Origin of the sequence: Shewanella sp. YQ_9 (genome assembly GCF_043103185.1) — a bacterium.
GTDB lineage: Bacteria > Pseudomonadota > Gammaproteobacteria > Enterobacterales > Shewanellaceae > Shewanella > Shewanella algae.
The window spans coordinates 30,517-55,417 of the sequence record NZ_JBICJO010000014.1 but is presented as its reverse complement, the minus strand read 5'-3'; the positions used below and the strand labels follow the sequence as shown (position 1 = coordinate 55,417).

Genomic DNA, 24,901 nt, shown 5'->3' with positions numbered 1-24,901 from the left:
GATTGTTGAGGATGGAATTAAACAAAAAAAAGCGCAGTCAATGACTGCGCTTTTGGCTATTAAAGCGCTTATCAGAAGCGGATCTGATAACCCGCGTAGACTACGCGACCGATAATGTTGTGGGTATCGGCGTCATAACCTGGGTAGGACAGCTCATAGTTCACCGCAGGCATGGCATCGAACAGGTTACGGGCACCGACTGTGACTTTACCGAACTTGTCAAAGTCATAGTTCATGGCCAGATCCCAAGTGGTGAAGGAACCGAAGTCCTGCTTGTCGATGTTGGCAGCTTGCTGCTGTGGCGTTTCACCGGCATAGGAGTCTATGTACTTGGCGATCAGCGAGGCGCTGAAGGCATCATACTCATAGCTGAAGGTGGAGTTGAAGCGCAGCTCTGGATATCCCTTGGTACCCAACACATCGTAACGTGGGTCGACCGGGCTGGCCTGCTCTGTGTATTCCAGTGCATAAGTGCCTTCCAGCGCGAACTTCAGGTTACCGTAGTTACCCAGCTCGAAGCGCGAGCTGAAAGAGACGTCCAGACCCGAGGTTTGTACCCCGTCCATGTTGATGTAGCCGGCGCCAATCTCTTCAATCTTGCCGTCGGTATCACGCTTCACATAGACATATTTAGGATCGTACGCACCGAGGCCGGTTGTGGCTTCCAGATCCAGAATAGTCTGGGCACCGACGTAGCTGACCTGGTTGCTGATCTCTATGTTGTAGTAGTCCACAACCAGGGAGATATCATCAGTGATGTTCCACACTGCACCGAAGGCATACTGATCAGACTCTTCAGGTTTCAGCTCCGGATTACCTGAACTCTTGCGCAGATACTGAGTTGATTCACACACATCAGCGCCTTCGCGTTGGTCAGCCGGCAGCATCTGACAGCCTTTGGTGTCGATCACTCTGTCATAACTGGTAGCGGCTTCGCCCAGCAGATCATCCAGTGACGGAGCACGGAAACCCTGGCCGTAAGAGGCGCGCAGTACCAGGTTATCCAACAACTGGTAACGCAGGTTGATAGAGCTGGACAGCTGGCCTTCGTCCGGCAGGCTGTATTGGTCATAACGGCTGGCCAGTTTGATGTTCAGATCGTCAGTGACCGGCAGTTCCAGCTCAACAAAGGCAGCCTTGTAGTTACGCTCACCGGCGGAGTCACCACCGTAAGTACCCAGTACTTTGCCGGCAGCTTGCTGCGCGTCGCGGCGATCGCTGAATTCCATCTTCTGGTACTCGGCACCCACGGCATAACCTATGTCACCGCCTGGCAGTGCGATAGGCGCCAGCGCAGCCCAGGAAATGGCAGTCGCTGTGGTCTTGGAGTCAGCTTGACGGGTGGCGGTGTGCAGGAAGCTGTCCAGGGTTGCCTGAGTCGCATTGCCGCCCAGAACAAATGGGTTGTACAGGCCGGCGTCTACGGCTTGTTGCAGGTTGTCTTCAAACACATAGGAGTCAGTGCTTATGTCTACCTGCTGATCTGAGTACTGTACATACCAGTTCAGTGAACCGGCATCCAGCTCCAGGTTCAGACCGGTAACCACGTCAATCACATCGGACTTGAACGTCGTGCTGCGATCGGCCACACCGGTAAGACGGTGGTAAGCCTGTACTTCGCTGGCGTTGGCCGTGCCATAAGTTGGATTCAGTGGGTTGTCGGCAGCTATGTACAGGTTAGGGGTCCACAGTGCGGTAGAGGAAGTCGTGGACTTGTCACGCATCACAATCGCCTGACCGAACCATTCCAGGTTGTCGGTAATTCTGTAAGTCAGGTTGCTGAACAAAGAGTCTTTGGTCTGATCCGGCAGGTAATCGGTGCCTTCATACATGCTATAGCCACAACGTGGACCATCTTTGCTCTGAACGATTTGATCGGCCGGACAGTCTTTACCCGGTACATAGTTACCTGTGTAGGTTGGCGTTTCAAAGGTTCCGTCTTCTTTTTTGCCTGGGCGAGCAGCCACAGGGCGCCAGGTACCTTCCGGTGCATACAGAGAGCTGCGGCCATAGGCCTCATCCCAGTTGGCGGTCAAATGATCACGCTGACCACCCTTGAGAGGATCAAACTTCTTGTGCTCTATGATTACCAGGCTGGTGCTCTTATCGCCTGTGTTACCGAAGGTCATCGACGCCGACATTTCATCACGGCCACCCTGAGTCGGGTTGGCGTATTTCAGATCGAATCCAAGACCGTCATAGTTCTTCTTCAGAATGATGTTGATTACACCACCAATGGCATCGGAACCATAGATGGCAGAAGCGCCGTCACGAAGGATCTCAATGCGCTCGATGGCGTCCATAGGGATCAGGTTAAGGTTGGTTGCATCGGCACCAAAAGTGGCTGATGGTGCGATACGACGGCCATTGATCAGGGTCAGGGTGCGGTTTGAACCCAGACCACGCATGCCTGAGCTGGCATGGTTACTGGCAGAGCTGCCGGCGTCGCTGATGAAGCTGCCCGCAGTGTTGTATGGCATTTGTGCCAGTACCGCAGAAACATCTGTCAGGCCGGTTTTGGCTATGTCTTCAGAACTCATCACAGTTACCGGCAGTGCCGATTCCATGTCGGTACGCTTGATACGTGAACCGGTAACTTCGATGCGCTCCAGTTGTTCGTTTTCGTTGGCTTGAACTGCAGGTAGGCTAAGAGTGGCCGCTGCTGCACCGCCAAAGAGGGCGAAGCGCACAGCTTTGCTGACACTGAGATTCATCATTTATATCCTTTTATGATATTTATTTTGTCTTTTTGTATTTATTCGAGCCGGCATAGAACAATTCGGCGACAAAATGTAACCATTAAGATACAAATAACGCAAGCGGTTAAATGCTTGTTACCCGATTATTTATTGTAATAAAGATGTAATCAGATGTTTTGAAACCATTAAAGAACATTGGCCACCATATTTAAAAACACAATAAAAACATTTAATTAACATTTTTGGGTAATTGAATAAATAATAAGCGGCGCAAAATGCGCCGCTTATTTACCGAATAATATTCAGTTTAAATGAGCTTAGAAGGAATAGCTCAGACTGGTGTAGTAGAAGCGACCGACGTTATCGTACACTGCAGAACCTGCTGTGGTACCGGTCGTACCATAAGGCAAGTCTTTATCGAACAGGTTATCGATACCGAACTTAAGCGTTATACCGGCTTTTAAACTTCAGAAAGCCAGGTTCTTAGGTTCGTGATAAAGGATCTTCGGGGAAGAAATGAGCATAAAAAAACGGCACATTATGATGTGCCGTTTTTGTTGTTGTGGAACGATTAGAACTTCACTTCACCTTCAATGAACCACTCTCGCCCACGGGCATTGTATATGGAGCGTGGGTAGTGAGGCCATGAAGTATAAGTTGGGTCAAAGTTTGGACCCGCATCGAACATGTTGACTACACCGGCAGTGACTTTGATGCTGTCTGTTATGTTGTAGGCAGCAGTCAAGTTCCAACGTGTTTGAGATGCAACTTCGTGGGCGCTCTCATCAAACTGTTCACCGTTTTTGATAGCTGAACGTTTGAATGATTTGTATTGTAGGCCGTGCATACGGGCTGTATGGTATGCTCCAAGAGTCGCTTCAAAATCATCTATATACCAGCCCAATACCAGGTTGGCACGATAACGTGGGAGACCACCATCATCCAGATCGTCATCAATTTCTGCTGTAGGATCTGTTTGACCTTCTGACAATAAGATATAGGTACCATTGAAGTTCAGTTTCAGTTCACCGAATTCGTTTAGATCCCAACCATAACCTGCGGTCAGGTCAATACCGCGAACTTTTTGGAACGCCAGGTTTTGAGCAACCGCGTTGATGTGAGTAATGGTTCCAGCATCGTTACGGGTGATCATATCGGCGTAAGTATCGTACTCACGAGCTGCTTTTTCGGCACTGATATCACTGACCATATCGTCCAGTTTCCACTCCCAAATGTCTAAAGAGGCATTCAGAGCATCGCCACCATAAACGGCACCAATGTTTGCGGTGTAACCTTCTTCAGCCTTCAGATCCTTGTTGGCACCTGTAGTACTGTCGATATGAAGTTCTTTACATACTTCATTGAGGGTCGGATTGTTGTCATAAGCTTCACCAGGTATTCCACCCAACGCTTGGCATTGCTTGAAGTCGATAACAGTGGCGTAACCTTTGGTGGCATCGCCATATACTCTGTGCATATCGGGGGCACGGAATACTTTACCTATGGCACCGCGCAGCAAGAGTTCGTCGATAGGACGATATTCAATGGTCAACTGTGGAGACAAGTTGCCGCCAAAGTCATCATATCTGTCATAGCGAACCGCCGCATCGACCACCAATTGCTCTGTTACAGGAACGCGAAGCTCTGCATACGTTGCCCAGAATGAACGTTCACCTGCACCAGACGAACCACCTCGGCTGAGGATGTTACCTTTAGTTGATTCGGAATCAGATTCAGTTTGATAATCTTGTTTGGTCCACTCTGCACCGAAGGCAAACTCAGCATCGCCGGCTGGCAGTTCAAACGCAGGTCCGGAGATATTGGCTTGAACGTTCTTCTGAGTTGATTGGGCACGCTCGAAAGGTGAGTAGCTAGTGTTCTTGACATCTGAGGCACTCATAGGTGCAAGGAAAGAAACACCATCTTTGCCTTGGGCTATGTAGTTATACATGTTGGCAACACTGGCGAAGCCACTGCTGTATACATCAACATTGGTACGACCATAATTGACGGAGGCGTCCCAAGAGTAGGTATCGGCCAGCATGCCTTCAAGACCAGCAGTGAAAAAATAATTGCGGGTATTGGTTTCACCGGCACGATGACCAAACTCATGCAAACGTCGTACATAGGTGTAATCGCCATCAGTTGCATTGGCAAAGTCACCACCGAGACCGGTTGTCTTATTAAATGTTTTACTCAGCGTAGAATCTAAATCTGTCGTCAGAGTCAGAGTGTCACCGGCAACCTTAACTTTGAAGTCATCGGTAGCCATAGGCTCGATACGAGTTGTAGATTTGGCTTGAGCAAAGTCAAGACGACCAACAAAAGTCAGGTTGTCAGACAATTCATAGTTGAAGTTGGTTGAACTAATGAAACGGCTGCTCTCAGGTGCCAGATCTCGCCATTGGGTGCGATCAAAGCCACAGGTACCATTGTTCCACAAGTAACCTTCTGCGATACAGCGATCCATTGGCAAGCTGCCTACTGCTGGGCTACCCGCTGGGCCTGTAATACGTGCGCCGTACGAACTGTATGCAGAAAACTCACTGTAAGGTACTTTGTCCGTATGCAGGCCAAAATTGTCCCTGTCAGTTGCTTTCAACTGTTCAGTGTCAGTGAATTCGATAAAAGTAGAAATGTTACCGCGGTCGTTCGATGCACCCAATGAAAGGGCAATACGATCGCTGGCGCCACCGCCATTGGTTGTATCCCCATGGCGGTATTTCAGGGCAACGCCTTCAAAGTCTCGCTTAAGGATAATGTTAACTACACCACCAACAGCGTCGGCACCATAAATAGCTGAACCACCAGACTGTAATACTTCAATACGTGCAACTGCTTCCATTGGCAGGTTCGCAGTATCAACGAAATTGTCAGTGCCACCAGCAGGCTTTGGATACTGATTCAAGCGTTTGCCATTGATCAGCGTCAGGGTACGACTCGCTCCCGCGCCGCGAAGGCTGATGGAAGATGCCGCTGGGGTAAACCCATGTACGGCCTGAGTTGTCATAGCACTTGTCGTTGAAGTCAAGCTTTCCAACGCATCTTGGACGTTGGTAAAGCCTTGTTTGGCCATGTCATCGGCACTGAGCACTGTCACTGGAGTAGCCGTTTCCATATCGGTACGCTTAATGCGTGAGCCCGTTACTTCAATACGTTCCACTTTTTCGCCATCATCTGCAGCTTGAACAGTGGGGATGGATATAGCGGTTACTGCTGCGCCACTAATTAACGCAAAGCGCACCGCTTTGGCTAATTTAGAATTAGCTTGCATGTTTTTCTCCCTGATACTTTTGTGTGTTTTTTATTTTTTTCATCCGAATTAATTAAATAATGTTTCCGGATGTATCAGGAATATAACCTTAGTGAAATAAAAAGTGCAACAAGGATGATACAGATGTAATTAAATTAGCCTGAAACCAAACTTAATCATTTTTTTATCATAATTATAACGTACAGCATTTATTTATTGTGATTCTTGGTCATGCTGACTAATTAGTCATATTAATTAGTAAACTATTCCTTGGTGTGAATTTATATGATCGAAAATGTATTTTATTTGTTTAAATTTGTTCGGAATAAAAAATTGAATTTGCTTTGTCTAGGAGCTTGAGTAGATTTCAATGGACCATTGAAGATTCAATAAATCGCAAAAGCGTGATGCAAATCACGCTTTTGCAGGTTTCTGTGTATGGGAATTTCAGTTTCCCAGAGACCAGGGGCGGTAGTGTCTGAGGTAACTGATAGCGACGAAGCCGACAATAGCACTGGCTATCACAAGCTCAATATTGCCAAGTAGCGCCAGTGGCCGGTGCAGCGATTGCAGCATGGGTTGGCTGTTGCACCAGGCGGCTGTTTTCAGTAGGGCAGTGGCTCCTATCACCATGGGGAAGGTGTAGGCAGCAAACCCAGGGCTGAAAGGGAGGCGCAGCAAGTGCAGGAAGGCCAGATAGATGACCAGGGTCATCAGCAGGGCCAGACTCAGCAGCAGGGCGACCAACCAAAGCTCAGGCTCCGGGGTCAGGGTCAGATAGCCGGCCAGAGACAGGCTGGCCGGTGCTGCCAGAATCGCTATGGTCGGCTTGGCTGCATCCGCGACCGGATTACAGAAGATCAAGCGATAGAGCATCACAGGCAGCATCACCAAGTAACTCACCAGGCCGAACATAAGAATGATGTGAGCGATTTGGGCGCCTAACTCGCCGGCTTCGGCGCCGGGAAAGGTCACGGCGGCCACCACCATGCCGATAGGGGGCACAAACCAACTGGGCACCATATGCTCCAGGTTGAAGTCCATTGCTCGATGTAGCACAAAGGCCGTCAGTAAACAGCAGTGAATGGCGATAGCCGTCAACCAGATCAGGAAGCCACATAAAGGAAGATGGATCCCTACGGCTTTGGAGATCACCATCAGTGCCATGGCAAAGGTGGGCAGCACACTGCCGACCACAGGGTGGCGCAGTTCTTCATTCAGTAATTCAGGATGCAGAATGAATTTGACTGTCAGCAGAGACAGTAATATGCCGGCAACCGCCGCGCCCAATGCCAGGCCGGGAAATTCTGCTGACACGTTTTCCCAGGCCCAGCCCAGGCTGGCGATAGCCAGCGCCAATCCGGCCAGTGGGCTTGGCAGCCGCCTGAAGGCGGCTTTACTGAATTTGGACTCGCGAGTGCTGAGTTCTTCAGTGGTAGTGGCAACGAGTTTCATACTGTGACCTCTAGATTCCGATTTGATGGTCCTAGTCTAAAACCGGCCTTTGATTAATAAAATTGAAATTAAATTATTCATTGATTCAAATTTATTTAAGCTTGCAGCGCAGCAGAGTATGCCCAAGCCCTATGTCATCGATATCTTCATCGACATAGAAACCTGCCTGTTGCAGTAGTTTCAGCAGTACCTTGGAGTGATACATACGACTGTTGCCATTGGCCATGGCTGTGAAGTAGAGCGAGGTGGCATTGACACAGTAGGCGGAGGCGGCATTGGGCTGCCTGTCCCAGAAGGTTTCCAGAATGCAGAGCTCGGCTGTCGCCGGCATGGCTTTGGCACAAGCCTGCAGGATGGCCAGGATTTGTGCCTCGCTGAAACAGTCGAGGAATTGGCTCATCCAATAGAGATCGCCGTCGGTCACAAAGGGGCCGTCAGGGGCAAGCAGATCGCACGCCAGGCCGGATATCCGCCCGCTCAAACCTGCGGCTTTTGCTGCCTCGGCGGCCAGCTCAAGCTGGGGAGCAAGATCCATTATGGTTACCCGGCACTGTGTATTGTAGCCGGCACATTTCAAGGCCCATTTGCCGGTATTGCCGCCGATATCCACCAAATGAGCCGGCTCTTTGGCAAATATGCGCGGCATCAGGCTGTCAAAGGCGTGATCTGAATAATAGTGATCGAAGGCGAACCAGCTGTGTTTGGCCTCTGTCGGTAACTGGCTCAGGGCTGGGTAAATAGTGGGCCAATCGCCGAATACTTTCAGTCCCTCGGGAGAGCCTTGCTCCAGCGCCTGTTGCAGATGAAACAGGCCTTGGTAACAGATGTCGTGGATAAAATTGAGGTTGGTGGCGGCCATATCGTCATGCAGCAGAAACCAGCCTGTCTTGTCGAGGATGTAATTGTCTCCCTTGTGCCAAACTAGCCCCATGGAGAGCGCCATATCGAGCAGAACGCCCAGAGCATATTCTGTCAGCCCGGTTTGTTCTTTAAGTATCTCAAGGTGTATGCCCTCATCGCCTGCGGCATCTATATGCTTGAGGATGTCGAACTGCAGCAGGCAGCGGGTTACCTGAAAACTGACCGGAGCGAAGGCGATTTTTTGTGCTTCAAATTTGGCTTCGAAGGCACTGAGTTTGGCGGGTTCACTGAAAAAGGGCATTGTCTTGGGAGCCGTGGGAAAGGTTCAAAAAAATCCTTTATGGCCCAAAGCCCAAGTCAAGTACAGGCCAGTTGCATAAAACTTTGATCAAGAGGGCAAATATGTGATTACTGCTGCTTTGAATTGTGGCATCAAAAGGGGTCTTCAGTTCGCTGCATTTGGGGTGATAGCGTTAGAGGCATAAAAAAGCCCCGTCATTAGACAGGGCTTTCAAGTTGCGGTTTATGCTTACTTATTGCACGTTTTCCTGATCGCCGAATTGGCCGACAAACAGGGCCGAGGACAGATAACGCTCGGCGGCAGATGGCAGGATCACCACTATGTTTTTGTCTGCAAATTCCGGTAGAGCGGCGATGCGGTTGGCGGCAACGACGGCGGCACCGGAGGAGATCCCCACCAAAATGCCTTCTTCTTTCATCAGCCTGTGAGCCATCTCTATCGCTTCGTCATTGGTGACCAGCTCTACCTTGTCAATCAGCTCCAGATCCAGGTTACCCGGAATAAAGCCGGCGCCTATACCCTGGATCTTGTGCGGACCCGGCTGCACAGGTTGGCCCGCCAGAGTCTGGCTGATCACGGGGGAGTCGGCTGGTTCAACGGCCACAGCAGTGATCGCCTTGCCTTGAGTGTTCTTGATATAACGGCTCACCCCTGTGATGGTGCCGCCGGTACCGACACCGGCAACAAATACATCGATTTGACCATCGGTATCGTTCCAGATCTCAGGACCTGTGGTTTTTTCGTGGATCTCGGGGTTGGCCGGGTTGTCAAACTGCTGCAGCAGCAGATATTTATCCGGCGCCGATTGGCGGATTTCCTCGGCCTTTTCGATGGCCCCTTTCATGCCCTTGGCACCATCAGTCAGTACCAGGTTGGCGCCCAGTGCCTTGAGCAGCTTGCGGCGCTCGAGACTCATGGTGTTGGGCATGGTCAGAGTCAACTTGTAACCTCGGGCGGCGGCAACATAGGCCAGCGCAATACCCGTATTTCCCGAGGTGGGCTCAATCAGCTCTTTGTCTTTGGTCAACAGGCCTTTTTTCTCGGCGTCCCAAATCATATTGGCACCAATACGGCATTTGATACTGAAGCTTGGGTTACGGGCTTCTACCTTGGCCAGCACCTTGCCGTTGCTGACGCGGTTAAGACGAACCAGTGGAGTGTTACCAATGGTGTAGGAATTGTCTTCGAAAATTTTGCTCATGGCTTGCTGGCCTCCTTTGATTGCATCCCTAAAGCATAATCTCCATGAGATCAAAGAGAAGTGAATCTTTGTTCTTCTTTATTCTTTTTAGTTATTACATGAATCTCTGTTATTCGTAACTTCGGAGTAAGCCAGTTTAGCTTTATGTTAATCTCAACGCCAATTCGACGTTAACCAAAAATCAACATTCTATTCCAAATAGGAGAGCAGGCTTGGATCATAACTTCAATGCCGAGGAGGCAAATCCGAATCGAGCCGGGGAACAGAGCGGCTTTAAGCTGTATCCGGGCAAAGATCCCCGCAGCATAGTGACACCGGCCGCATTCAGTGTGGCGCCGGAGCTACTCTACACCCCCTTGGCAAAGCCTTGGAAACGGGCACTGGCTATCACGATAGACGGTTTGTTGATAGCAGTACTGGCCGAACAGGCCGGCCCGCTGTTTGTGCTTTTGGTGTGCCTGCTGGCTTATTATATACACAATCACGCCAACAGGATCTCCACTTGGGCCAAGGGGCTTTTGTACCTGTTTATGGCGGTGGTTTTGCTTTGGTCTGCGGTGCCGCAGATGATAAAAGTCAACGGCCTGCAAGAGCGTCGCGATAATGAAATTCAGGGGCAGACACTGCTGACCTTGACGCCGCAGCTGTTGCGTTTGAGTTTGTGTGAGGACAAGGCCTGTGCCCAACATGAAGCGGGTTTGCTGGTCAATGCCGCGGCTGAGGCAGGGCTGTCACGTACCCAGGCCGAGACCATGCTGCAAGGTGCATTGGATAACTTGCCGCTTGCTTCAGCCGATATTGCGGCGATAAATGCAGACTTGATGCCGCAGTTGGCTTCAATCAAGCCCGAGTCTGTAGCGGCACTCAATGAAAGGGCTAACGCACAAACCGATGCAAAAAACGATGTAAAAACCGATGCAAAAATCGATGCAAAAATCGACACACAAACCCAACCAGCATCTGCCGAAGACGACTCAAGACCGGAAGCTGAAGAAGACGAGCAGGAGGAAGAAACACAATACAGTTTGCTCGCTTGGGCCAAGGGGATGCTCAATGACCTCGGGTTTGGATTTGGCTGGGCGGCATTCTATTTTACCTTGTTCACTGCCTGGTTTGATGGTCAGACTTTAGGCAAAAAAATCATGCGGGTGCGGGTGATTGCCCTCGGAGGTGGTAAGCTTTCCCTATGGGACGCCTTTGGCCGTTACGGGGGATACGGTGCAGGCTTTGCCACTGGACTGCTGGGTTTCTTGCAGATTTTTTGGGATGCCAACAGGCAAGCCATCCAGGATAAGATCTCAGCAACAGTTGTTATCGATCTGAGTAAGCCACGCATGAGTCCAACAGAGACGGTGCTGCAGGCGGATCCGGTCACAAAACAATAAGAAGGTAGTTTATGAAGGATGCGATTGTCATTTCCGGTACCGGGCTGTTTACCCCTCCGGAAGGAATAACCAATCAAGAACTGGTGGACAGCTTCAATCAGTATGTTGACCTGTTCAATACCGAAAACCGTGCCCAGATAGATCTTGGCCATGTGGCGGCGCTGAATTACTCATCGAGTGAGTTTATTGAGAAAGCGTCAGGCATCAAACACAGATTTGTGATGGTCAAAGAGGGGATCTTGGATCCTGAAGTCATGATGCCGCTGATCCCTGAACGTGCCAGCGACAGCCTGTCACTGCAGGCTGAAATGGGCTTGCATGCGGCCAAGCAAGCCCTTGATAATGCCGGCCTCAAGGCGGATGACATTGACTTGGTGATAGTCGCCTGTGCCTACACCCAGCGGGCCTATCCGGCGATGGCGATTGAAATTCAACAAGCCCTCGGCACTCGGGGTTATGGCTTTGACATGCAGGTTGCCTGTTCCTCGGCGACTTTTGCCCTGGTGACAGCGGCCAATGCCATTCGCAGTGGTAGCGCCGGGCGCGTGTTGGTCATCAATCCTGAGATATGTTCGGCTCAGGTCAATTATCGTGACCGCGATAGCCATTTTATTTTCGGTGATGTGGCCACAGCCTTGGTATTGGAGCCGGCCGCAACTTGCCGCGCCCAGCAAGCCTTTGAAATTTTGTCGAGCCGCTGCTTTACCCATTACTCGAACAATATCCGCAGCAACTTTGGTTTCCTTAACCGTTGTGATCCGGCCACTTCCGGCGAGGCAGACAAGTTGTTTCATCAACAGGGGCGCAAGGTCTTTAAAGAGCTGCTGCCCATGATATACCAGCATTTGGATGCGCAGCTCGAAGAAGCAGGTATCACGCCGGAGCAGTTCAAGCGTCTGTGGCTGCATCAGGCCAATATCAATATGAACCAGTTTGTGGTGAAAAAGCTCCTGGGTGAAACACCCGAGCCTTTGAAGGCGCCCGTGGTGCTGGATCAATACGCCAACACGGCATCGGCCGGCTCGGTAATCGCTTTCCATAAATATCACCAGGACTTCAAACAGGGGGAGTTGGGCCTGTTGAGCTCCTTCGGTGCGGGTTACTCCATCGGCAGTTTAATTCTGCGTGCCTGTTAAGACAGAGCTTTCCTCAGCAATAAAAATGCCTGCAACTGCAGGCATTTTTGTGTCTCAATTGGCCTTACGGCGCTTAATCTGGTGCTATGGCCGGATTGCGATAGGCTTCGCGATACTTGTCGACCCACATGGAGGTGGCACCGCAAATGGCAACCGGCATCACGATAAAGTTGACTATCGGGATCATGGAAAACAGGGTGACGGCGGCGCCGAAGCTCATACTGCTGCCCTTGGTATTTTTCAGGGCAAACTTCATCTCTTTGAACGCCACCTTGTGGTTATCGAAAGGATAGTCACAGTATTGGATGCTCATCATCCAGGCACTGAAGATAAACCAGACCACAGGGAAAACGGTTTGGCCAATCACAGGAATAAAAAACAGCAGTAAGATCAGTATGGCTCGCGGCAGGTAATACACCAGCTTTTGCCATTCGCGGCCGAGGATCCGCGGCAGATCCTTGATTAAATCCAAGGTGCCGCCGGTATTGAGCGGCTTGCCGGTCAGTAGTTGCTCCACCTTTTCGGCCAACAGGCCGTTAAATGGCGCTGCCAGCCAGTTCATCACAGAGCTGAAGATAAACGACAGCAGCACCAGCAGGGTGATAATCGCCAGTGGCCAGAGGATCACATTAAGCCAGCTGAGGTAGTCGGGCAGTTGGCCTTCGAGCCAGGCAAACACATTTCCCAGTTGGCCTATGGCAAAATAGATGACTCCGGCAAACAACAGCAGGTTGATCATCAGCGGAATAAACACAAAGCTGCGCAAGCCCGGACGTTTGATTAGGCTAAAGCCTTCGAGAAAATAGTTGACGCCGCTCTTGGCGGGTCTTGAAGATGCGGACATGTACCACTTACTCTCAATAAAAGAACACTTAGGGCCGATTTTGAGCAACCAAGGCCACGAAAACAAGGGAAAAACGCAGCCAAGGGAATAAAAAGCGTTACAAAATGCGGCCCGCTTTGCTAAAGTGACAGCGCTTATACAGCTTATTGGGCCAGGACGGCGGCGTTTCAATCAGGCTATTGAATTTCCTTCAGGATTGGCCCGCAAAACAAAAACAATCGGCACTGACATCCAACGGCAAATATGAGACTCAAACAGATAAAACTCGCTGGCTTCAAGTCATTTGTCGATGCTACCAAAATCCCTTTTCTCAATCCGCTGACGGCCATTATCGGCCCCAATGGCTGCGGTAAATCCAATGTGATTGATGCCGTGCGCTGGGTGCTGGGTGAAAGCTCGGCCAAACACCTGCGCGGTGACTCCATGGCCGATGTTATCTTTAACGGCTCCAGTGCCCGTAAGCCTGTTTCTGTCGCCGGCGTTGAGCTGGTATTCGACAACACCCTTGGGCGTATCGGCGGCCAGTATGCCAACTACGGCGAAATTTCCGTCAAGCGCCAGGTCTCCCGCGATGGCGAAGCCCTTTATTTTCTCAACGGTCAAAAATGCCGCCGCAAGGATATTACGGATATCTTTATGGGCACCGGCCTTGGGCCGCGCAGCTACGCCATCATAGGCCAGGGCACCATCTCCCGCTTGATCGAATGCAAACCGCAGGAACTCAGGGTCTTTATCGAAGAGGCCGCAGGCATCTCCCGTTATAAAGAGCGGCGCAAGGACACGGAAAACCGTATTCGCCATACCCGCGAAAACCTTGAGCGCCTGGGGGATATTCGCTCCGAGCTTGGTAAGCAACTGGATAAGTTGACGATTCAGGCTCAGGCCGCCAAACGCTATCGGGAATACAAGCAAAGCGAGCGGCGCTTGCATGCCGAACTCTTGGTGATGCGTTTCTTGGAGCTCAATGAGCAGGCCGAAGCGCAAAACAGCGAGATAGAAAGGCTGGAGACCGAGCTGGCCCAGCAGCAGGCGCAGAAGCAAGAGTTGGAGTTGAGCCTGACTCGGCAAAAGCTGGCTCAGGATGAACTCAGTGAAAAGGAGCAGCGCCAGGTTGCCGATTTTTATCACAACAACACTGAAATCGCCCGTATCGAGCAGCAGCTCAAGTATCTCAAAGAGCGGGATAAACAGCAGGCATCTGAATTGGGTGCACTGCAACAGCAAATCGCCACATTGAATGAACAGCTGGCTCAGGCCAAGCAGCAGGAGCAAACCCTGGATGACAGTTTGCAGCAACATTTGCCGCGCCAGGAAGAACTGGAAGAGCAGCAGTTTGAACTGACCCAGCAGTATGAAGCGGCGCTCTCGCAAAGTGAAAGCCTTGCCGGCGAGTTGCAACAGGCGGTGACTGCGGTCAGAGATATCAAGCATCAACAGGAGCTGGCCGCCACCCGGGAGCAGCATCTTAAGCAGCAACATGCCCAGCGCAGCGAGCAGCTTGATAAGCTCAGTGCAAGATTGCAGCAACCTGAGGCCGATAACGGGGCAAACCCGGCTGAGCTTCAGCAGCAGGTCAGCTTGTGTGAGTCACAATTGGCGGCAGCTAAAACCGATGTCGAACGGCATGGCGCAGAGTTGACCAAGGCCCAGAACGCGTTGGAGCTGGCAAGACAAGCGGAGCAACAGTTGGTGCAGCGCCGCTCGGGGCTAATTGGCCGCCTGGAGCTGATAAGTCAGTGGCTCGAAGGCGCCGCTCAAGCAACGCAAGAAACACAAACTGCCTTGACTCAGCTTTGGCAGGACATTCAGGTTGAGGCCGGTTGGGAGCAAGTGGTTGAGGCCTGGCTTGGGCCCTTGATGCGCGCCGCTGTCTATCCTGACTCCAAACCATTTGATGGCAAAGGTTTTGCTCAGACTCGTCGCCAAAGTTGGGGGCCGGTCAGCGCCAGCGTCAACTTAAGCCCCTGGCTTAACAGGGTGCGCTGGGCCGAGTCGGCGCAGCAGGCATCCAACTTGCTTGAGCAGGGGCTGGCAGAGGGGGAACTGATCCTCTGCCGCGATGGCAACCTTTTTGCGCATGATGTAAAGCTGACACTTGCCGAGGATGGCCAGTCACTGGTGAAGCTTACCGCCGAGCAGGGCGCCATTCAGGCCGAGCTCGATAAGCTTGCAAGCGAGAGCCGGCAGGCGCAGCAACAAACCACTGCGGCTCAGGATAGGTTCAACGAATTAAGGCAGGCTCAGCAGCTCAAGTCCGAGGCGCTACAGCAACAGCAACTGGCGTTGACCCGCGCAGTGATGGCTTGTGAGGCGGCCACCGAGCAGGCGGCACGCGAACTCAGACAAAGGCAACAGATAGAAGCGGAAATCGCCGAGTTGAAAGAGCGCCTCGAGCAGGAGCAGTTTGAGCTGGAGACGCTGATTGAGAGTCAGTTTGCTGCCGATGATACTCTGTATGAGCGCCAGCGGCAGGAGCGATTGCTGAGTGAGCGCCACAACGAGGCCAATCAGCAAAAAAACAGCCTTAAAGTCAGCCTGAGCGAACTCGAGCGCCAGTTAAAAACCTTGAACGGGACTCTGGCGGAGCAGAAAACCGCCTTGGCGTTGGCATCGCAGCGGCGTAAACAGTTGACCGAGCAGTTGCAGCAGGCCGAGCACAAGCGCAGGGAATTGTTGGATAAACCGCAGCAAGATGCAGATACAGCCGAGCTGCAACCGCTGGAGCAACGCCTGGAAGGATTGCTTGCGCAGCAACACGGGATGCAGACGGAGCTTGAGCGCACCCGGGCCAAACTTGCCGAGCAGCAACAGCAGTTGGATAGTACAGCTTTAAAGCAAAAACAACAGCTTGGACAACTGGAGCACTTGACTCAGACAATCAGCACGTTAAAGTTACGTCGCGAGGGATTGAAAGGTCAGGCCGACAGCCAATTGGCGCAGCTCAGCGAGCAGCAGATCAAGCTGCATGAAGTGGCGGCAAACCTGCCGGATGAAGCAAAAATAGCGCCCTGGCAGGATGAACTGGAATCAGTTCGGCGCAAGATAAGTCGCCTCGGCGCCATTAACTTGGCGGCCATTGAAGAGTATGAGCAGCAAAAAGAACGTAAGGCTTATCTCGATGCCCAGGATGAAGATCTCAACAAGGCGCTGGCCAGTCTCGAAGAGGCGATCCGCAAGATAGACAGGGAAACCCGCAGTCGCTTCAAGGCGACTTTTGAGCAGGTCAATGCCGGACTGGGCGAGTTGTTTCCCAAGGTATTTGGTGGCGGCAGTGCCTATTTGGCACTGACAGACGATGATTTGCTCGATACCGGAGTGACCATCATGGCCCGGCCACCGGGCAAGAAGAACAGCACGATTCATCTACTTTCGGGTGGAGAAAAGGCTTTGACGGCTTTATCATTGGTGTTTGCGATTTTCAGGCTCAATCCGGCGCCTTTTTGTATGCTGGATGAGGTCGATGCACCCTTGGATGACGCCAACGTCGACAGATTCTGCCGTCTTTTGCAGGAGATGTCGGACAGCGTACAGTTTATCTATATCAGCCACAATAAACTCACCATGGAGATGGCTGATCAGTTGATAGGTGTCACTATGCATGAGCCGGGTGTCTCTCGCATAGTCGCAGTCGATATTGAAGAAGCGGTGGCTATGGCCGACGCCGGATAACCATAGGAAAACAGGTAACCAATGGAAAATTTGCAACTGGTATTGTTTGTGTTGGGTGCGATTGCCATCATCGCCGTGCTGGTTCACGGTTTCTGGTCTATCCGCAAACAGCAGCCCAAGTCGCTGAAAGAAAATCCGCTGACAGGTTTCTACAAGGACCAGGCCCGGCGTGACAGCGAAGGTTTCGATGCCGATGGAATTGGTGAGGTGAGGGTGCGTAAAATTTCGCCGGACGAGAAGCCGCCCAAGCTCAAGAGCAGCAAGTTGCGTAAACCTGGTTTCCAGCCGCCTCAGCAGGATGAAGTTGAAGGCGAACAGTCGTTTTCCCTCTCAGGCGCCAAACCCGAGCCGAGAGTGAACAGCAAGCCACAACGGCAAGAGCCTGTGTTACATATCGATGATGAAGAAGATACTGCCGAAATGCAGATGGAGCTTGGGCTGGGCGCGGATAATCACAGCGACACTCAAACCACGGCCCAGGCCGGTCATCAGGTAAACAGCCAGCCAGAGCCACAACTTGCCACTGAACAACAGACCCGCGAGCAGGCCAAGGAAGAATCGCGCCACGATGAGTTGCCCGATCCCACAGATGTTTTGGTACTGCATGTGGTTGCCAAAGAGGGCGAGAGCCTCAGCGGTGCTGAGCTGCTGCCTTGCCTGTTGGCACTGAATTTCAAGTTCGGTGACATGAACATTTTCCATCGCCATGAAGACAACGCCGGAACAGGTCGGGTGCTGTTTTCCCTGGCCAACATGGTTAAGCCCGGGGTGTTTGACCCGGACAACATGGAGCAGTTCAACACTCAAGGGATAGTCCTGTTTATGACCTTGCCTTGTCACGGTGATCCACTGATGAACTTTTCCATCATGCTCAATTCCGCCCATCAATTGGCGGATGATCTTGGTGCCGATCTGTTGGACGGCCAGCGTCAGCCATGGCATCAGGACACCAAACAAGCTTACCTGGGCCGTATTCGGGCTCAGGGCTGATATCCATCAGGGAGCCTGTGTGAGTCTCTCTATCCAAGGCCGCCTCTGCGGCCTTTGTTTTGTGCGGAATTTTTATGCAAGCCATTGAAAACGAAATTGATCAGCTGATAAGTACCATTAACGAGCACAACATTCGCTACTATGTGGATGACAATCCCAGCATTCCCGACGCCGAATATGACCGCCTGATGCAGCGGCTCAAGACACTGGAGGCTGAGCACCCTGAACTGCAACGCAGCGACTCTCCAAGCCTCAGAGTCGGTGGTCTGGCGCTGGCCAAGTTTGAACAGGTGACTCACCTCAAACCTATGCTCAGTCTGGACAACGCCTTCAGTGAAGAAGACTTTGCTGCCTTCCATAAGCGGGTGACTGACAGAGTCGGCGAGTTCAGCTATTGCTGCGAGCCCAAGCTCGATGGTCTGGCGGTCAGTATCCTCTATCGTGATGGCGTGTTGGAGCGCGCCGCCACCCGGGGCGATGGCGCGGTCGGTGAAGATATTACCGAAAACGTTCGTACCATTCGGGCCGTGCCGCTGAAACTCAGGGGCAATGATTATCCGCCGCTGTTGGAAGTGCGCGGTGAAGTATTCATGCCCAAGGCGGCCTTCGAGGCGCTCAACGAGCGTAACCGAGCCAAGGGAGACAAGCTGTTTGTCAATCCGCGTAATGCCGCCGCCGGCAGTTTGCGGCAGCTGGACTCCAAGATCACTGCCTCCCGGGCACTGGCGTTTTACGCTTATGCATTGGGTGTGGTTGAGCCGGAATCCTTCCCGCTGGCGGACACCCACCTTGGGCAGTTGCAGCAGCTTAAAACTTGGGGATTGCCGATCAGCAGTGAGATCCGCCTTGCCAAGGACCTCAGCGAAGTGGATGACTACTACCGGGATATTATGGCGCGCCGCAGTGCTTTGGCCTATGAAATCGATGGTGTGGTATTCAAGGTCAACAGCATAGAAGCGCAGCAAACACTGGGATTTGTCTCCCGTGCACCGCGCTGGGCCATCGCCTACAAGTTTCCGGCCCAGGAAGAGATGACTCTGCTCGAAGGGGTCGACTTTCAGGTAGGCCGCACCGGCGCCGTGACACCGGTCGCCAGGCTCAAGCCTGTGTTTGTCGGTGGGGTGACAGTTTCCAACGCCACTTTGCACAACGCCGACGAAATCGCCCGCCTTGGGGTCAAAATTGGCGATACAGTGATCATTCGCCGCGCCGGTGATGTTATCCCGCAAGTGGTTGCCGTGGTGCCGGAAAAAAGACCTGAGGATGCCAAAGAGATCTGTTTCCCGGCGCATTGCCCGGTTTGTGGCTCTCAGGTGGAACGCCTCGAGGGGGAAGCCGTGGCTCGCTGCACCGGTGGCCTGTTCTGCGAAGCGCAGCGCAAGGAAGCCATCAAACACTTTGCCTCCCGCAAGGCGCTGGATATAGACGGCATGGGCGACAAGATAGTCGAGCAGCTGATTGATAAGGAGCTGGTGGAGAGCCCGGCGGATCTGTTCTCACTCACGGCTTCGGCCCTGACCATGCTGGAGCGGATGGGGCTCAAGTCGGCCACCAATCTGGTGCAGGCCATAGAAGCGGCCAAGCAAACAACCCTGGCCAAGTTTCTCTACGCCTTGGGGATCCGTGAGGTGGGTGAGTCTACCGCCGCCAACCTGGCGCGGCACTTCAAAGAGCTCGATGCCCTCAAGCAGGCGAGTGTCGAGCAGCTTATTGAAGTGGAAGATGTCGGTGCCATAGTGGCTCAGCATGTGGCGCACTTCTTTGCTCAGCCCCACAACCTTGAAGTGATAGATAAACTGCTGGCCGCCGGGGTGACCTGGCCGGCCATCGAAGCGCCGTCTGAAGACGAGCAACCGCTCAAGGGGCAGATCTGGGTATTGACCGGCACCCTGAGCCAGATGAGCCGCACTGACGCCAAGGCGCAGCTGGAGGCGCTCGGCGCCAAAGTGTCCGGCAGTGTTTCCAAGAAGACAGACTGCGTGGTGGCCGGCGAGGCCGCTGGATCCAAATTGACCAAGGCCAATGAGCTGGGGGTCAAGGTGTTGGATGAAGCCGGCCTGCTGGCGCTGCTGCAGCCCTGAGCTTTATTTCTCTGTTTAAGCCTCGCCAAGCTGCGCAACGTAGATCAGATAAGGATCGGTTGACCGAACCTCCTGATGAGAGACAATCGGAAACCTGTTTGTAGGTTTCCGATTTTTTATGTCTATTCAAAACTGCTTTGCCGACTTTGGTTATAACTTGGTGTGACGAGAAGCGAGCCAAGCGGCAGTAGAGCATGGTCGAATGCCCAATGAAATCAGCTTTAAGTACGCTTGTCAGTTCATCGCAAGTCAGCTCAAAGTCATGAGCAAAGCGGTGTCACCAGGTAATACGCCGAAGCGTCTAAACAGTCTGCGAGGAGACTTGTCCATCCTTTTTATAGACAAACGCCCTAAGCCAAATCGGCCCAGGGCGGTAAAAATATCAAAGACCCGATATCCTGTTAATCACAAGGCAGCTCCGCTTAAGTGAACTACGTTGCGCTAAGCTGCGGGGCTTTTTTATGTTCACTTAGCATCAACTGACCCGAGTTGATAAGGACTCTTAACATTTCAGACTCAAAAAAGCCAAACAGTCTGTTCAGGCCCTCCTTATTTAGCTTATTTGCCTTACACAACTTGAATTGCGCCGCCGCAGGACCCACCTCATTGTTTTGGAAGATGCTTCGGACTCAAGGCCTGTAGGTTCATCTGCCTAGAAGCCGGAGTCAGTCACAAGCGTGAGCGCTTTCGGTTACTTTTTTATGATGGCTGCGCCAGGCCCTGTCTGGGTGAGTCACAATGATGGAATTCTGCCCTTGCTTAAATTTGAACATGTACGCTGGCTCGACAATAACGGTCATATCAAGCCGCCGTTACTGCTTTACATCATAGTACTGTTTCTGGCCCGCGGCTGGTGTGTGTTTGCCGCGTCCCTTACCCAGGCCAGCGACAGGGCCGCTCTGGTGCGGCTGTTTTATCCGGAGAAGAGCGACTTCCTATTGGCTCTGGCCGCCGGCGCCGGCGCCTTGCTGGTCTATGGTTTGATCGTGGCGGAACGTAAACGGGTATTTGAGGTGGTGATCCCACTATTTCGGCAAATTCGTTGGTGGTTGGCGCTGTTGCTGGGGATAGACGGCATGCTGCTTATTCAGCGTCTTGGTCACAGCGACTGGCTGTTCAGTTGGAATCTGGCGCTGGATGCCTTGCTGCTGTTCTGGTCTTTGCTGTACCTCGCCAAGTCGGCTCATTTGCGCCACTATTTGAACGACTGGCAAAAACAAGACAAGTTGGAGTGACATACAAGGCAAGATTGGCGGTTTTTTGCTATATAAAACAGAGACCCATTGGCATATTTCGGCTTAAAGAGTTATCAATTGCAGCTATTTTGGATGAAATATGAACAGAAAAGGGCTTCAGCGGCCGTTTAGGAACTAAAACACTGTCAAATATGCTGTTTTTGTCATAAATTTGGCGCTGAAGTCTTACGCTTGGTTTTCAATGGTCTATAGTTAAGACTCTTGGGTATTGGTTTTTTAAAACCTTGTTTATCAAGTTGTTCTCTGGAGAAACTTTGAGTGGCCAAAGCTGAAAGGATCCATCTCCCGCTGTCACGCCTGCAAACCGGCATTACAGTCAAGTTGCCTCTGTCCTGGACAGATCATCCCTTTTTGTTCAATCGTATAGAAATCAAAGATGCCAGCCAGATAGAGATGATCCGTAATCTCGGGGTGCCCTATGTCATCTTGCTCTCCGACGAGGAGCTGCTCAATGATGTGATTGAAGAGGAAGACGAGGCGCAGCAGGCAACAGAGCAAACAAAGGACAATAAACCGGATCCCAAAGCCTCTGCCCGCAAGGCGATACGCAAGAGCCAGGGGCGTTTTTTGAATGCCATTAATGACAGTCGTACCGTGGTCAGTAAGTTGGTGTCCGATCCCGAAGGCGCCGTTCGTGAAGCCTCAGCTCTGGTAGAGCTGATGCTGGAGCATCTGTTGGAATCCGATAATCCCAAGTTGGCCTTGGTGTCCAGTGGTGAAGGCGCTCCCAGCGTGACTCAGCACGGGATATCGGTGGCGGTACTGGCCTTGATGATCGGTCATTCGCTTGAGTTGTCCAAGGACAAGCTGAGGGACATCGCTCTGGGGGCACTGCTGCACGATATAGGCAAACTCAAGGTGCCCGATGCCATCAGGCGCAAGCGCGGCCCCTTGAGCCCCCATGAAAGCAATTTTCTCTCCATGCATCCCAATTTTGGCTATGACATGCTCAAGCGCAGTGGCCTGTTCGGCAATGAGGTACTGCATATAGTGATGCATCACCATGAGTTTATCGATGGCTCAGGCTACCCCGATGGGCTCAAGCTGGCCAAGCTGCCCCTGACCACTCAGATAGTGGCACTGGCCAATGACTATGACAGCCAATTGGCGCGTCAGGAGATGGTGTCACCGCAAATTGCCCTGGGTTATCTGTTTAAAAATAGGGTCGGCCAACATCAGGAGCAGTTGATTTCGGCGCTGGTCAAGGTGCTGGGTATATATCCGCCTGGCACCCTGGTGAGTCTGTCTGACAACAGTGTCGGCAAGGTGATGATGACGACTGCAGAGGTGCGACAACCCCAGGTCTGGGCCTGTAAACGCGATGGCAGCGAGCCTAAGTTGCGCTTTCTTATGGATGAGGAGGTCAGCGTGGAGGCCGTGCTCAAGTCTGATGAACTGACCGAAGGCGCCTCAAAAACCCTGCAAACCGGTGCCAGCATCAGTTTCTATTTCAGCGCCCTGGAATAGCTTGCAACCCGCTTTCTCTTGCCGTGAGCGGCCAAAGTTTGGCCACTCATAGGCCCACCTCTGGTTTTTATTGTTATTTGTCTTATGCTTGAGCTCGGTTTACAACGGAGTAGGGCGATGAAACATATTGCGGTTTGGGGCTGCGGCTGGTTTGGTTTGCCACTGGCGAAGGAACTGCAGACCAGAGGCGTTAAGGTTTGCGGCAGTAAGCGTACCGAGGAGGGCGCGGATCTGTTGAGAAAAGAGGGGATGGATGCCGTAACCCTCAATCTTGCTGAGCCTGCACCTTTACCTTCGTTACCGGATGGCTGTGATGCCTTGGTGCTCAATATCCCCCCCGGCCTCAGGCGTGGCGCCAATGATTATCTGTCCTCTCTCGAGCGTTTATTGCCTGTGATTGCAGCAAGTTCCATCAAACGTCTGTTGTTTATAAGCAGTTCAGGGGTTTACCCACAGTCTCAGGGCGTGGTCACAGAGGCGACATCTGTTGATGCTCCGGCGGACAGCTATTCCGGCACCTTGGCGATGGCTGAGCAGAAGATACTGGCGCTTGCCAACGAAGGTCTCAAAGTCACTGTCATCCGATTTGCTGGCTTGGTCGGACCTGGCCGTCACCCCGGGCGCTTCTTGGCCGGCAAGAAAGGGCTGCCCGGAGCAAACGCCGTGGTGAATCTGGTGCATCTCGATGATTGCATAAATGCCTGCCTGCAGTTATTGACCGCCGCTAACCCAGGGGCCATCTATAACCTTTGTGCGCCGTGTCATCCAACCAGGCAAGAATTCTATCCGCTTGCCGCCAAGGCGCTTGGCCTGGCATCGCCTGAGTTTGCAACAGAGAGTGAAACCGGTAAGTGGGTGGATGGCTCTCTCATCTGCCGCGAGCTTGACTTTGAATACAGTTACCCCGAGGCTGATAGCCTTATTGCCGCTTGCCAATAAAAAGCGTGACTAAAAACAGAACAAGAGGAAACCCTATGTCTTTTTTATCCAGAATGGTGAGAGCCTTGCCGCTGATACTCTTGGCCTTCGGCAGTTTCAGTGCCAGTGCGGCCGATTTTCAGGAAGGGCGCGATTATGTCAAGGTGCCAGGGATCCCGGAAGCCAAGAGTGGCATAGTCAGAGAGTTTTTCTCCTATAACTGCCCCCATTGCTATCACAAGGATCCCTTGATGCAGCAAACTGCTGCCCTGCTGAAGGGGAAACTGGATTTTGAACGAACCCCGGTCGGTGCCGGGCGTCCCTCCTGGATCCTCAGTCAGGAAGCCTATTATCTGGCGCAAAAATTCAGGATAACCGATCAGGTGCACGGCAATATTTTCAACAGGATCCATGAGAAACATCAGGCTTTTGATCGGCCGCAGCAGTTGAAGGATTTCTTCTTGGCGCAGGGGGTCAATGAGCAAGAGCTTAACCAAACCTTGGGCTCGGCCGACAGCAAGCTGGCGTTGGCCAATTATGATACCCAGACTCAGCTCTCAGGGATCCGTGGTGTGCCTTCACTCTTGGTCAATGGCAAGTATTTGATCACCACCCAAAGCTCAGATCCCAAGGAGCTGGCAGCGCTTGTCCTCTATTTGAACCAGGAAGCGCCATAGCGACCACTTTGCAAATGCAGTCAAGAAAATGCAATCAAGAGGCCGAATGGCCTCTTTTTTTTACGCTTTTTGGCATTAATCTGCCGAACAAATTCAGACAAGAGCCTGAATGGTCATAAGAGTTTATTCCACCTCGGTTCGATAAAAGCGTTTATGGCAGCTTTGGGTTCTTGTTCGACCCTTCCCATGGCGGAGAAGGGCCGCTTCCTGATGCAAACCATCCTGAAAATCACTTCGACATTGGTCTAATAATAAGCGCCAATTAAACGAGCGTTTTATTGGCGTATTTTGTTTTAACCAGCTGATAAATATTGGATTTTTACAATTGTTATTAATGTGTAAATTTGGGGTTAGACTAAGGTCTTGATTGTGGCACTCCCGGCGGTTGCTAGATTAACTGTGACTTAATAATTATTACCACAGGGGAGTCGCTATGGGTTTTGAAAACAATGACAAGGCAAAGGGGTACTGGCGCGAAAACTTGCGCTTGGTACTGGCACTACTGGCCATCTGGTTCGTGGTTTCCTACGGTTGTGGGATTTTGCTGGTGGATGTTCTCAATGAAATTCATTTTATGGGATTCAAGCTTGGCTTCTGGTTTGCCCAGCAAGGTTCCATGTATGTATTCGTAGTGCTGATTTTCGTATATGCGGCCAAAGCGAATGCCTTAGATAAAAAATATAACGTACACGAAGACTAAGGAGCGGG

17 protein-coding genes and 1 pseudogene are annotated in these 24,901 nt (G+C 51.9%); 12 read left to right on the top strand and 6 right to left on the bottom strand.

What is annotated here, in order from left to right:
* Nucleotides 1–71: 71 nt before the first annotated feature.
* Nucleotides 72–2,717: a TonB-dependent siderophore receptor gene (locus tag ACF8D4_RS03825; RefSeq protein ID WP_028779373.1), complete on the bottom strand. Its 2,646-nt coding sequence runs from the start codon at nt 2,715–2,717 to the stop codon at nt 72–74.
* A gap of 293 nt (nt 2,718–3,010) precedes the next feature.
* On the opposite strand from ACF8D4_RS03825, the gene ACF8D4_RS03820 reads away from it, so the two are divergent.
* The gene (locus ACF8D4_RS03820) at nt 3,011–3,163 is read left to right on the top strand and encodes a hypothetical protein (RefSeq protein WP_273642553.1); all 153 of its coding nucleotides are present in this window, start codon (nt 3,011–3,013) and stop codon (nt 3,161–3,163) included.
* 107 nt (nt 3,164–3,270) lie between these two features.
* Here the strand turns inward: ACF8D4_RS03820 and ACF8D4_RS03815 are convergent, their stop codons facing one another.
* The 4 genes from ACF8D4_RS03815 to cysK form a co-directional block, all read right to left on the bottom strand.
* The gene (locus ACF8D4_RS03815) at nt 3,271–5,973 is read right to left on the bottom strand and encodes a TonB-dependent receptor (RefSeq protein ID WP_208144872.1); all 2,703 of its coding nucleotides are present in this window, start codon (nt 5,971–5,973) and stop codon (nt 3,271–3,273) included.
* A gap of 426 nt (nt 5,974–6,399) precedes the next feature.
* Nucleotides 6,400–7,407, bottom strand: coding sequence for a TDT family transporter (locus ACF8D4_RS03810; RefSeq protein WP_392464674.1), 1,008 nt, complete (start codon nt 7,405–7,407; stop codon nt 6,400–6,402).
* Between the two features lie 91 nt (nt 7,408–7,498).
* Complete coding sequence (locus tag ACF8D4_RS03805; protein ID WP_144132031.1) at nt 7,499–8,569, bottom strand: methyltransferase; 1,071 nt, start codon at nt 8,567–8,569, stop codon at nt 7,499–7,501.
* Nucleotides 8,570–8,801: 232 nt separating this feature from the next.
* Nucleotides 8,802–9,770 carry a cysteine synthase A gene (cysK, locus tag ACF8D4_RS03800; RefSeq protein ID WP_144220800.1) on the bottom strand — a complete coding sequence of 323 codons (969 nt, stop codon included), beginning with the start codon at nt 9,768–9,770 and terminating at the stop codon, nt 8,802–8,804.
* A gap of 278 nt (nt 9,771–10,048) precedes the next feature.
* Here cysK and ACF8D4_RS03795 point away from each other — a divergent pair, with 278 nt between their 5' ends.
* A complete protein-coding gene (locus ACF8D4_RS03795) occupies nt 10,049–11,155 on the top strand; it encodes an RDD family protein (RefSeq protein WP_392468445.1) in 1,107 nt (368 codons plus the stop codon).
* A gap of 11 nt (nt 11,156–11,166) precedes the next feature.
* Complete coding sequence (locus ACF8D4_RS03790) at nt 11,167–12,291, top strand: beta-ketoacyl-ACP synthase III (protein WP_101058192.1); 1,125 nt, start codon at nt 11,167–11,169, stop codon at nt 12,289–12,291.
* 73 nt (nt 12,292–12,364) lie between these two features.
* Here ACF8D4_RS03790 and cysZ read toward each other — a convergent pair whose 3' ends face one another.
* Nucleotides 12,365–13,135, bottom strand: coding sequence for a sulfate transporter CysZ (gene cysZ, locus ACF8D4_RS03785; RefSeq protein WP_025011788.1), 771 nt, complete (start codon nt 13,133–13,135; stop codon nt 12,365–12,367).
* Nucleotides 13,136–13,378: 243 nt separating this feature from the next.
* Here cysZ and ACF8D4_RS03780 point away from each other — a divergent pair, with 243 nt between their 5' ends.
* The 9 genes and pseudogenes from ACF8D4_RS03780 to ACF8D4_RS03740 all read left to right on the top strand — a co-directional run bounded on the left by ACF8D4_RS03780 (nt 13,379) and on the right by ACF8D4_RS03740 (nt 24,893).
* Complete coding sequence (locus ACF8D4_RS03780; RefSeq protein ID WP_208171036.1) at nt 13,379–16,804, top strand: chromosome segregation protein SMC; 3,426 nt, start codon at nt 13,379–13,381, stop codon at nt 16,802–16,804.
* Nucleotides 16,805–16,825: 21 nt separating this feature from the next.
* The gene (zipA, locus tag ACF8D4_RS03775; RefSeq protein ID WP_096141646.1) at nt 16,826–17,794 is read left to right on the top strand and encodes a cell division protein ZipA; all 969 of its coding nucleotides are present in this window, start codon (nt 16,826–16,828) and stop codon (nt 17,792–17,794) included.
* Between the two features lie 74 nt (nt 17,795–17,868).
* Nucleotides 17,869–19,875 (top strand): NAD-dependent DNA ligase LigA, encoded by a 2,007-nt coding sequence (gene ligA / locus ACF8D4_RS03770; protein WP_392464671.1) that lies wholly within the window; start codon nt 17,869–17,871, stop codon nt 19,873–19,875.
* A gap of 148 nt (nt 19,876–20,023) precedes the next feature.
* Nucleotides 20,024–20,305 (top strand): annotated as a pseudogene (locus ACF8D4_RS03765) (IS4 family transposase); the annotation flags it as partial.
* A gap of 325 nt (nt 20,306–20,630) precedes the next feature.
* Nucleotides 20,631–21,110 carry a DUF2919 domain-containing protein gene (locus ACF8D4_RS03760; protein WP_037436491.1) on the top strand — a complete coding sequence of 160 codons (480 nt, stop codon included), beginning with the start codon at nt 20,631–20,633 and terminating at the stop codon, nt 21,108–21,110.
* A gap of 279 nt (nt 21,111–21,389) precedes the next feature.
* Nucleotides 21,390–22,598, top strand: coding sequence for an HD-GYP domain-containing protein (locus ACF8D4_RS03755; protein WP_028779362.1), 1,209 nt, complete (start codon nt 21,390–21,392; stop codon nt 22,596–22,598).
* A 117-nt stretch (nt 22,599–22,715) separates the two neighbouring features.
* The gene (locus ACF8D4_RS03750) at nt 22,716–23,537 is read left to right on the top strand and encodes an SDR family oxidoreductase (protein WP_025888352.1); all 822 of its coding nucleotides are present in this window, start codon (nt 22,716–22,718) and stop codon (nt 23,535–23,537) included.
* Between the two features lie 35 nt (nt 23,538–23,572).
* A complete protein-coding gene (locus ACF8D4_RS03745; RefSeq protein ID WP_044734333.1) occupies nt 23,573–24,193 on the top strand; it encodes a thiol:disulfide interchange protein DsbA/DsbL in 621 nt (206 codons plus the stop codon).
* 433 nt (nt 24,194–24,626) lie between these two features.
* Nucleotides 24,627–24,893, top strand: a complete 267-nt coding sequence (locus tag ACF8D4_RS03740) for a DUF4212 domain-containing protein (protein WP_025009490.1) — start codon at nt 24,627–24,629, stop codon at nt 24,891–24,893.
* Nucleotides 24,894–24,901: the final 8 nt, after the last annotated feature.